11 protein-coding genes are annotated in these 9,337 nt (G+C 59.7%); 7 read left to right on the forward strand and 4 right to left on the reverse strand.

Annotation, left to right across the window (positions count from 1 at the left end; all coding sequences use genetic code 11):
* Nucleotides 1-201 precede the first annotated feature (201 nt).
* The gene (locus GSM73_RS07175; RefSeq protein WP_047226386.1) at nt 202-1,410 is read left to right on the forward strand and encodes an ammonium transporter; all 1,209 of its coding nucleotides are present in this window, start codon (nt 202-204) and stop codon (nt 1,408-1,410) included.
* Between the two features lie 2 nt (nt 1,411-1,412).
* Here the strand turns inward: GSM73_RS07175 and GSM73_RS07180 are convergent, their stop codons facing one another.
* Nucleotides 1,413-3,125, reverse strand: a complete 1,713-nt coding sequence (locus GSM73_RS07180; RefSeq protein ID WP_047226387.1) for a monovalent cation:proton antiporter-2 (CPA2) family protein — start codon at nt 3,123-3,125, stop codon at nt 1,413-1,415.
* A gap of 191 nt (nt 3,126-3,316) precedes the next feature.
* On the opposite strand from GSM73_RS07180, the gene GSM73_RS07185 reads away from it, so the two are divergent.
* From GSM73_RS07185 to GSM73_RS07195, 3 genes are all read left to right on the forward strand, one after another.
* The gene (locus GSM73_RS07185; protein WP_047226388.1) at nt 3,317-3,556 is read left to right on the forward strand and encodes a glutaredoxin family protein; all 240 of its coding nucleotides are present in this window, start codon (nt 3,317-3,319) and stop codon (nt 3,554-3,556) included.
* Between the two features lie 92 nt (nt 3,557-3,648).
* Nucleotides 3,649-3,969 carry a transcriptional regulator gene (locus GSM73_RS07190; protein ID WP_047226389.1) on the forward strand — a complete coding sequence of 107 codons (321 nt, stop codon included), beginning with the start codon at nt 3,649-3,651 and terminating at the stop codon, nt 3,967-3,969.
* A 70-nt stretch (nt 3,970-4,039) separates the two neighbouring features.
* Nucleotides 4,040-4,930 carry a pseudouridine synthase gene (locus GSM73_RS07195; RefSeq protein WP_160891955.1) on the forward strand — a complete coding sequence of 297 codons (891 nt, stop codon included), beginning with the start codon at nt 4,040-4,042 and terminating at the stop codon, nt 4,928-4,930.
* 78 nt (nt 4,931-5,008) lie between these two features.
* Here the strand turns inward: GSM73_RS07195 and GSM73_RS07200 are convergent, their stop codons facing one another.
* Nucleotides 5,009-5,230, reverse strand: a complete 222-nt coding sequence (locus tag GSM73_RS07200) for a YgdI/YgdR family lipoprotein (protein WP_047226391.1) — start codon at nt 5,228-5,230, stop codon at nt 5,009-5,011.
* Nucleotides 5,231-5,306: 76 nt separating this feature from the next.
* Nucleotides 5,307-5,909, reverse strand: coding sequence for a molybdenum cofactor guanylyltransferase MobA (mobA, locus tag GSM73_RS07205; RefSeq protein ID WP_107322178.1), 603 nt, complete (start codon nt 5,907-5,909; stop codon nt 5,307-5,309).
* Nucleotides 5,910-5,987: 78 nt separating this feature from the next.
* On the opposite strand from mobA, the gene moaB reads away from it, so the two are divergent.
* Together moaB and glp are read left to right on the forward strand one after the other, a co-directional pair.
* Nucleotides 5,988-6,527 carry a molybdenum cofactor biosynthesis protein B gene (moaB, locus tag GSM73_RS07210; protein WP_047226393.1) on the forward strand — a complete coding sequence of 180 codons (540 nt, stop codon included), beginning with the start codon at nt 5,988-5,990 and terminating at the stop codon, nt 6,525-6,527.
* Nucleotides 6,528-6,549: 22 nt separating this feature from the next.
* Nucleotides 6,550-7,737 (forward strand): gephyrin-like molybdotransferase Glp, encoded by a 1,188-nt coding sequence (glp, locus tag GSM73_RS07215; protein WP_160892037.1) that lies wholly within the window; start codon nt 6,550-6,552, stop codon nt 7,735-7,737.
* Between the two features lie 62 nt (nt 7,738-7,799).
* Here the strand turns inward: glp and GSM73_RS27075 are convergent, their stop codons facing one another.
* Nucleotides 7,800-8,108: a hypothetical protein gene (locus GSM73_RS27075; protein ID WP_225248412.1), complete on the reverse strand. Its 309-nt coding sequence runs from the start codon at nt 8,106-8,108 to the stop codon at nt 7,800-7,802.
* Between the two features lie 343 nt (nt 8,109-8,451).
* Between GSM73_RS27075 and yegS the strand changes: the two genes are divergently transcribed.
* Nucleotides 8,452-9,337 (forward strand): lipid kinase YegS (gene yegS, locus GSM73_RS07225; RefSeq protein ID WP_160892039.1); only part of this gene is annotated, 886 nt, incomplete at its 3' end.

Genomic DNA, 9,337 nt, shown 5'->3' on the forward strand with positions numbered 1-9,337 from the left:
GCTGGGCGTCAGCCCGCAAAACCTTAACCCAGAAAAACAAAATCCGCGAAGCACTCCAAGCGCAACACCGCATTGTCGATTTTTTGTGCACTCATTCGGTTCATCGGTTTTCGGTAGTCAGATGAGATGTCTCGACTTGGTGCGTCGTCTGGGTGGGCGAACCGGTTTGGTGCTTTTTTCAACTTTTCAGGTCTGCCAACCATGGAAAATATGCAAAGCGCTGTGGACACTCTGGTCCACAGCTCCAACACGCTGTTCATTTTGCTCGGTGCGGTCATGGTTCTGGCGATGCACGCCGGTTTCGCGTTCCTTGAAGTGGGAACTGTCCGACAGAAGAACCAGGTCAATGCACTGTCGAAAATTCTCAGTGATTTCGCCGTCTCCACCCTGGCCTATTTCTTCGTGGGCTACTGGGTTTCCTACGGCGTGACCTTCCTGCAACCTGCTGCGGCGCTCAACGTCGATCATGGTTACAGCCTAGTGAAGTTTTTCTTCCTGTTGACGTTCGCCGCCGCGATCCCGGCGATCATTTCCGGCGGTATTGCCGAGCGTGCCCGATTTGCCCCTCAGTTGTGTGCCACGGTGTTGATCGTCGCGTTTGTGTATCCATTCTTCGAAGGCGTAGTCTGGAATGGCAATTTCGGCCTGCAGGCCTGGTTGCAAGCCCAGTTCGGCGCTGGCTTCCATGATTTTGCCGGTTCGGTGGTCGTGCATGCCATGGGCGGATGGCTGGCGCTGGCGGCCGTGCTCTTGCTGGGGCCGCGTAACGGCCGTTACCGCGACGGTCGTCTGGTGGCGTTCGCGCCATCGAGTATTCCTTTCCTGGCCTTGGGTTCGTGGATCCTGATTGTCGGCTGGTTCGGCTTCAACGTGATGAGCGCCCAGACGCTGCCGGCGGTGAGCGGGTTGGTGGCGATCAATTCATTGATGGCCATGGTCGGCGGGACCGTGGCGGCGTTGGTCGTCGGACGCAATGACCCCGGCTTTCTGCACAACGGTCCGTTGGCCGGGCTGGTAGCGGTCTGTGCCGGTTCAGACCTGATGCACCCGATCGGCGCACTCGTGACCGGAGCTATCGCCGGTGCCTTGTTTGTCTGGTTTTTCACCGCGGCCCAGGGCAAGTGGAAGATCGACGATGTGCTCGGTGTCTGGCCGCTCCACGGGTTGTGTGGTGTCTGGGGCGGCATTGCTTGCGGGATCTTCGGCCAGAGCGCTCTGGGCGGCCTGGGCGGGGTCAGTTTGATCAGCCAACTGATCGGCACCACGCTGGGCGTTGTCGTTGCCCTGTGCGGCGGGTTCGCGGTCTATGGTGCGATCAAGGCTGTGGTGGGACTGCGGCTGACTCAGGAGCAGGAGTATTACGGCGCCGACCTTTCGATCCACAAGATCGGCGCGGTCAGTCAGGACTGATCCTAAGGCTCTTTGTCCTGATTCCCAGGATAAAAACCGTGTAGCAAGCGATAGCGGTCGTGGCGGACCTGATCCACATGCTGCTGGACCTGCTGGTTCGGCAGCCCGAGCATGATCAGGGCGTGGGAGGCCAGCATCAGGCTTGACTCCAGCAGCTCCGGGACCACTTCGCTGGCCCCGGCAGCCTGCAACTCCGCCAATTGGCTGTCATCGCGGGTACGCACCAGAATCGGCACCTGGGGATTGAGCCGGCGGGCTTCCTTGAGCACGCTGATGGCGATGTCGGTTTTGTCCACGGCGATCACCAGCAGCTTGGCGCGACTCAGTCCGACGGCGGCCAGAAGGTCGCCCCGGCGTGAATCTCCATAGTGCACGCAGCTTTCCCCGACGCTGGCTTCCTGAATGATGACTGGATCGTCGTCCAGGGCCACGAACGCCTGGTGTTCCCTGCGTAGAAACCTGCCGATTGACTGGCCGACGCGACCATACCCGCAAATGACTACATGACCCGACAAATCGGCGTTGAGTGCGCTTATCTGGTCCAGCTGTGCCTCTTCGTTGGGTTTGCGGTGCAGGCGGGCAGCAATGCGCGGCGCGGCACGCAACAGCAGTGGCGTCAGCAGCATCGAGCAGAAGGTCGCTGCCAGCAGCAGGCCGCTGATGTCGGCGGGCATGAGGCGGTTCTGCTGCATCAGTGCCATCAGGGCAAAACAGAATTCGCCGCCCTGGGCCAGGGCCAGGCCACTGCGCCAGGAGGTTTCGCCGTCGTCCCCTTGCCATTTCACCAGCACTGCGACCACGCAGCCTTTGATAAGCATCAGTCCCAGGGTCAACCCGAGGATCAGCAAGCCGTCCTCCACAAACAGCTGCAGATCGATCAGCATGCCGATGCTGACGAAAAACAGTCCCAGCAGAATATCGCGGAACGGCCGTATGTCTGCCTCGATCTGATGTCGGTAATGGCTTTCCCCCAACAACATGCCTGCCAGAAACGCCCCAAGCGCCGGTGACAGACCCAGCAGATGGGTCAGCCACGCTGTCAGCAATACGATCACCAGGGCCAGCAGCACGAACAGCTCAGCGGACCGGGATTCGGCCACTTCATGGAACAGCCGTGGCAGCAGTAGACGACTGGCCAGCAGTAAACCGCCGAACAGCACCAGGGTCTTGCCCAGGGTCAGGGGCAACGCCCAGTACCATGGTTGCTCGCTGCTGCCGGCGAACACGGGGACGAGGGTCAACAGCAACACCGCGACGACATCCTGAAACAGCAGCACACCGATTGCGTTCTGGCCATGGCTGCTGAATATTTCCCCCAGGCTGGTCAGCTCCTTGCTGACAATAGCGGTGGAGGACAAGGCCAGCCCGGCGCCGAGCAGCATGGCCGCGACAGGCGGGGCGCCGAAGAGCAGCAGCAGACTGCCCAGCAGTATCCCTGAGCACAGCACCTGCAGGCTGCCAAGGCCGAACACGACCCTGCGCAGTTCGATCATCTTCGCCAGGGAGAACTCCAGCCCCAACGAGAACAACAGGAAAACCACCCCGAGCTCGGCCAGGTCTGGCAGTTCCTCGCTGTCGTTCACCCAGTCCAGGGCGGTGGGGCCGACCGCCAGACCGACACAGAGATAACCCAGTACCGGCGGCAGGCGCAGTCGCCTGAACAGGGCGATGACCACCAGGGACGAGGCAAGAATGATCAGCAGATTGGCAAACAAGGGGTACTCCGTTTCAAGGTTTGCGCCACACAGCGTAGAAGGAAAATAAGCGCCGGGCATTGCCGGAAAAGTATTGGCGCTCAATGATTTGCACAGCGTTTTACCGAAGCACTGTCAGATTTTCTACCCGGCTCGACGGTTTTGCAGGGTGGGCCTAGAATGACCGTCTCTCTTTAGTGGGTCTACCTGCCATGCCTCCTGAATGCCAGTTGTTCGGCACCCTGGGTTGTCATCTTTGTGAAGTTGCCGAAGGTGTATTGATGTCTTTCGTCGAGCATGGATTGTTGGTGGAGCTGGTGGATATCGCCGAGAGCGAGGTTTTGTCCGAACGTTATGGGCTACGAATCCCGGTCCTGCGCCGGATCGATACGGGCGCGGAACTGGATTGGCCTTTTGACGATGCTGATCAGGTGGCCGCTTTCCTGAGTTGAAGCCTGCCATACGTCGCGTCCGGGCACTGCCATTGGCGAAAATCCCCTTCTTCGGTTACTGTATGCCCATACAGCTATCTGGAGTGCGTCCCTTGGTCAATGTCGAACAACTGAAAAACAGCGTGAACAGGATGTCCGTGGACGTTGTGCGCGAGGCGGTCCAGGAGTTGCGCCTGGACGGGCTGGTAACCGAAGGCAAGACGCCCTTCAACAAACTGCATTTCAACACCTGCTTCGCCGAGATCGAAGCATTGTTCCAGCGTGCCGGCTACCACAAGCAACTGGATGTGGTGGGTTACCAGGGCCTCTTGTATGCATTGTACGATCCGGGTCGCTGGGAGGCGGTGGAGGTGCTGCGCTGGCTGAAAGAGTTCACTGAAGCGGCAGCAAAGACGACGTCGATCCCGGCGTGAAGCAATCATTGCTGGGCTGACATGGGCGGCTGGCGGATAATGCCGCCCTGCCAAAAGATTAGAGTTTTCAATGTCCCGGTCATCATTTTGCGCCGCTCACCATCAGGCCAGTACCTTGTATCTTCCGCCCGGCTCCTGGCAGACGGTGCTGGAGTGCCTGTGCGAGCATTTCAGCACCATCAGTCGCGAGCAGTGGCTGGACCGCATCACCCGGGGGCGGGTATTGGACGGCGAGGGCAGGGCCATTGCTGCCGACCTGCCGTACCGGGAAGGCCTGCGCATCCACTACTTTCGTGAGGTGCCTGACGAGAAGCCGATCCCGGTCGTGGAATCGATTCTGTATGCCGACGAACATCTGGTGGTAGCAGACAAGCCGCATTTTCTGCCTGTCACTCCAGCGGGCGAGTATGTCGAGCAGACCCTGTTGCGACGTCTGATCCGACGTCTGGACAATCCCCATCTGGTGCCCTTGCACCGTATCGACCGGCATACGGCGGGGCTGGTGCTGTTTTCAGCCAACCCGCAGACCCGTTCGGCTTATCAGTCGCTGTTTCCAACGCGCAAAATCGAGAAACGCTACCAGGCCATAGCCCCTGCGCTACCTCAGATGACCTTTCCTCGGGTGCATAAGAGCCGAATGATCGATGGCGAGCCGTTCTTCCGGATGCAGGAAGGGCCGGGCGAGCCCAATACCGAAACGGCCATCGAAGTCCTGGAAAAGAACGGCGAGTTGTGGCGCTACGGTCTGTCTCCGGTCACGGGCAAGAAGCACCAGTTGCGAGTGCATATGAATGCCCTCGGGGCGGCTATCTGTAACGATCCGTTCTACCCGGACGTGCTGCGGGACGTGGAGGACGATTACGCCAACCCGCTCAAGCTGCTGGCCCAGAGGTTGAGTTTTATCGATCCTGTCACCGGCCAGGAACGTGCTTTTCAAAGCGATATCAGCTTGCAGTGGTAATCGGGCTGACTTACGAGCAGGCATCAAAAAGCCCGCAAGTATCGCGGGCTTTTCTGTAGCTGGCTGTGGCGTTGAAGGTTACAGGTCTTTAACGGTACGAACCTGATCCTTGTTCACGCGAGTCTCTTTACCGTCCAGTTGCTCGAATTCGTAGAAGCCGGTGTCTTCGTCGTACTCGGGGGTGTCGACGGCCTGGATTTCGCGACCGTCATTCAAGGTAATCACTGTTGGCGATGCGCACCCGGCGAGAGTGGCGAGGCCCAGTGCGAGCATGAAAGTGGCGAGGGTCCGTTGAGTCATGGTGTTTCTCCGAAATAGGATTCTTCAAGTTACTGACCTTCAGACGTATACAGCGCGCGCAAGTTCCTGGCTAGTGTCAATCTGACACACCTTTGTGGCCGCTGAGCAGTTCCGGCGTGTTCAGATTTGCCAGGCGAATATCGTTGGCAGGGCATTGCAGTGCAGTCGCATGCAACGCCCGCATGATGCGGCCCGGGCTGCGTTCGCCTTCGCTCCAGGCCTGTTCGAAAGCCGGGGCCAGCGCCACAGGAATGACGCACAGCAACGGTTCCCAATGTTCACCATGACGTACCATCAGTGGCTTGTCGGGATGCTGGCTCGCCTCGCTGAGCATGCTGTCGAGCAGGCTGGAGTCGATCTGCGGTACATCACACGGCAGCACCAGCAGAGAAGGGTATCGTGCCACCTTGAGGCCCGCCCGGATGCCTGCCAACGGGCCGGGGAAGCCCCCTTCATCGTCATGCACCAATTGATCGGCATACAGCGCATAGCGTTCCGGATTGCGGTTGCAGGAGATAATCAGGTCGTCGCTCAGTGCGCGCGTCCGTCGATGCAGATGGGCGATCAACGGTTCGCCCTGCCACTGCAACAGGCCTTTGTCCTGCCCGCCCATGCGTTGTCCGCGCCCCCCCGCCAGCAGCAGGATGGAGCATGATGGCGGGGAAGTATTCGAGGTCATGGTGTGTCTCCGCACGGGCGAAAAAATGAAGCGCTGTGATATAACACCGGGCTGTTTCCTCTACAACTGGACGAGCCTATGAAAGCCAAGGCTGATGTACCTTTCGTGCCGCTCAATATCGCGGTGCTGACAGTCAGTGATACCCGCACCCTTGAAACCGATACGTCGGGGCAGGTTTTTGTCGATCGGCTCACGGCGGCCGGTCACAACCTGGCGGCGCGGGTTCTGCTCAAAGATGATTTGTACAAGATCCGTGCGCAAGTCGCGAACTGGATCGCCGAGGACGTGGTGCAAGTGGTGCTGATTACTGGCGGCACCGGTTTCACGGGGCGCGACAGCACTCCGGAAGCCGTCGCGTGCCTGCTGGACAAACAGGTCGACGGCTTCGGTGAACTGTTTCGCCAAATATCGGTGGCGGACATCGGCACTTCCACCGTCCAGTCTCGGGCGCTGGCAGGTCTGGCCAATGGCACGCTGGTTTGTTGCCTGCCTGGCTCAACCAACGCGGTGCGTACTGGCTGGGACGGGATACTGGCCGAGCAACTGGATGCGCGGCATCGTCCGTGTAACTTCGTGGCCCATCTGAAACAGGCAGCGCCTTGTGAATCCCGTGGGTAAACCGGGCAAGGCCGGTGCCTTGATGGCCGTGGAGGTGGCGTTGGAGCGTTTGCTCGAGATGGCGGCGGCTACGCCGATTGTCCAGCGTGAACGTTTGCCTTTGGCCGCGGCGCAAGGCCGGGTGCTTGCAGAAGATCTGGTATCGACCCTTGATTTGCCGCCATGGCCCAACAGCGCCATGGACGGCTACGCGTTGCGGCTGGCTGACTGCACAGGTGAGCCCCTGGTGGTCAGTCAGCGAATTTTCGCCGGCCAGGCCCCGGAGCCGCTGGCTGCAGGAACCTGTGCACGGATCTTCACCGGAGCGCCTGTCCCTGCCGGCGCTGACTGCGTCGAGATGCAGGAAAACGCCGTGGTTGAAGATGACCTGCGCATACGCTTTACCGAGCTGATGGTGAGCGGGCAAAACATCCGCCCGCAGGGGCAGGAGGCAACTGTCGGAGAAACGGTTCTTTCCTGCGGTACTCGCCTGGGGCCGATCGAGCTGGGGCTGGCGGCGTCTCTTGGCTGCGCGTCGCTGGAGGTGGTGCGCAAGGTGCGTGTTGCAGTGCTCTCCACCGGTGACGAACTGGTAGAGCCAGGTCAGGCGCTGGGCCCTGGCCAGATCTATAACAGCAATCGCGTACTGCTCTGTGGCTGGTTGCAGCAGCTGGGTTGTGAGGTGGTCGACGCAGGTATTCTGCCCGACGACTTGCCCGCCACCCGCCAGCGTCTGGGGCAGTTGTCGGATGTCGATCTGATCCTGTCCACTGGCGGCGTATCGGTGGGGGAGGCTGACTTCCTGGGGACCGCCTTGCGCGAAGAGGGTGAACTCGCGCTCTGGAAGCTTGCCATCAAGCCTGGGAAACCGCTGACGTTCGGGCATTTTCGTGGTGTGCCTGTGATCGGCCTGCCCGGAAACCCTGCCTCGACCTTGGTGACGTTCGCATTGTTAGCCCGGCCTTACTTGTTACGCCGCCAGGGTGTTCAGGCGGTAACGCCGCTCAAGTTCAAGGTACCGGCTGGCTTCGACTGGCCGAAGGCAGGCGGTCGACGAGAATACTTGCGAGGTCGCCTCGAGAACGGTCGGGCGATCATCTACCGCAATCAAAGCTCCGGTGTGCTGCGCAGCGCGGCCTGGGCTGAAGGACTGGTTGAGGTGCTTGAGGGGCGAACCCTGGTCGAAGGCGACGAAGTGGGTTTTATTCCCTTGAGCGAGGTCCTGGGCTAGCGCTGCGGCAGTGGGAGTATCCGGCCCGAGTCGAGTGCTCGGGCTTTTCATGCCCATCGGCTTTATCGCGAGAGCAGCATGACCAGTTGATCGAATCGACTGTTCGCAATCCAGCCCAGCAGGCCAAAGACCACCGCTGCTGCGCCTGCTGAATAGGCGAGCCTGTGGCGGATGACCTTCACATCGGTTCGGATTTCATCCATGTCTTTACGGATGTATTTAAGGTGAGTTTCCAGTTCAACGACGCGCGGTTCCAAATCAATTCCTCCTGCGGGATTACTGCAACTTTTGCATTCGTTTTGAACGTTGGCCTGTTCGCTTCCAAATGATGCGAGCTGCCGGGGCGACAGCTTGTATTTATGGCTATGCATGGGGCGCTTCATCCCCTTGGCCATAACTGTTCGAACCACTGTTCCGGCCCCTGCGGGCCGTGATGTATCCATCCATGGGTTAAGACATCCTTGTGTAATGAGCATTTAAACGATCCAGCACAACAGAGCACCAAAGTGTCTCAATACCGTTGACGGGTCAATTGAGCTGATTCGCCAGTTCTTGTAAGAAAATTCTTCGAGTCGAGAAGTGGGCGGCGGGGGCTGTCCGCCGGTTTTCCCCATGGGCGCGCGGCGCAGTCTTTTATTTAATTTGAATCGGTCCGGGCTTTTTCGGCCGTGTGAGTGGTCCCATTCTCTGAACCTTCCCATGACGGAGATAACAATGAGCAAAGGCAAGGCGCTGTTGATTTTGCATGGCAAGCAAGCGCTCAACGATGAGGTTCGCGCCGCAGTGATGCTCAAGCGCAAGCAGGGCTGGGACCTTGCGGTCCGAGTGACGTGGGAGGCCGGCGATGCCCGACGCTGTGTCGATGAGGCGCTGGATGCCGGTTACACGACGCTGATCGCCGGCGGTGGGGACGGGACCTTGCGTGATATCGCCGAGGCGATCGTGCGTAAATCGAGTGAGGTGAGCCTGGTATTGCTGCCGCTGGGTACGGCCAATGACTTTGCCCGTGCCGCCGGTATCCCGCTGGAGCCGGAGCAGGCCCTGGATCTGCTGGATGTCACGCCTCAGGCCATCGATTTGGGCGAAGTGGGCGGTCAGATCTTCCTGAATATGGCCACGGGCGGTTTTGGCAGCCAAGTGACGGCGAACACCTCCGAGGACTTGAAAAAGGTCTTGGGTGGCGCCGCCTATTTGTTCACCGGTTTATCACGTTTCAGTGAACTAAGTGCGGCCTACGGTGAGCTGCAGGGCCCGGATTTCCACTGGCAGGGCGATTTGCTGGCGCTGGGCATCGGCAATGGCCGGCAGGCCGGAGGGGGGCATGTACTGTGCCCTGAGGCGCTGGTCGATGATGGATTGCTGGACATCAGTGTCCTGCCGGCGCCTCAGGAGGTGGTCAGTACCCTGAAGGATTTGCTGGCCGGTGGCCTGGGGATCGACAACATGTTCGTGCGCGCACGCCTGCCATGGGTGGAAATCAAGGTCGCTCAAGGCCTGGATATCAATCTTGATGGCGAACCGTTGCAGGTCGACAGTTTGCGTTTCACTGTGCAGGCCAAAGCGCTGCGTGTTCACCTGCCCGCCGATTCGCCTTTGCTGA

Origin of the sequence: Pseudomonas sp. PICF6, from assembly GCF_009831705.1 — a bacterium.
GTDB classification, from domain to species: Bacteria; Pseudomonadota; Gammaproteobacteria; order Pseudomonadales; family Pseudomonadaceae; genus Aquipseudomonas; species Aquipseudomonas rhizophila.

What these genes read in the sequence shown, in the direction of transcription:
- GSM73_RS27075 (WP_225248412.1), bottom strand. Translation starts at nt 8,108, where the DNA reads ATGCATAGCCATAAATACAAGCTGTCGCCCCGGCAGCTCGCATCATTT.
- mobA (WP_107322178.1), bottom strand. Translation starts at nt 5,909, where the DNA reads ATGACCTCGAATACTTCCCCGCCATCATGCTCCATCCTGCTGCTGGCG.
- moaB (WP_047226393.1), top strand. Translation starts at nt 5,988, where the DNA reads ATGAAAGCCAAGGCTGATGTACCTTTCGTGCCGCTCAATATCGCGGTG.
- GSM73_RS07200 (WP_047226391.1), bottom strand. Translation starts at nt 5,230, where the DNA reads ATGACTCAACGGACCCTCGCCACTTTCATGCTCGCACTGGGCCTCGCC.
- glp (WP_160892037.1), top strand. Translation starts at nt 6,550, where the DNA reads ATGGCCGTGGAGGTGGCGTTGGAGCGTTTGCTCGAGATGGCGGCGGCT.
- GSM73_RS07185 (WP_047226388.1), top strand. Translation starts at nt 3,317, where the DNA reads ATGCCTCCTGAATGCCAGTTGTTCGGCACCCTGGGTTGTCATCTTTGT.
- GSM73_RS07195 (WP_160891955.1), top strand. Translation starts at nt 4,040, where the DNA reads ATGTCCCGGTCATCATTTTGCGCCGCTCACCATCAGGCCAGTACCTTG.
- GSM73_RS07175 (WP_047226386.1), top strand. Translation starts at nt 202, where the DNA reads ATGGAAAATATGCAAAGCGCTGTGGACACTCTGGTCCACAGCTCCAAC.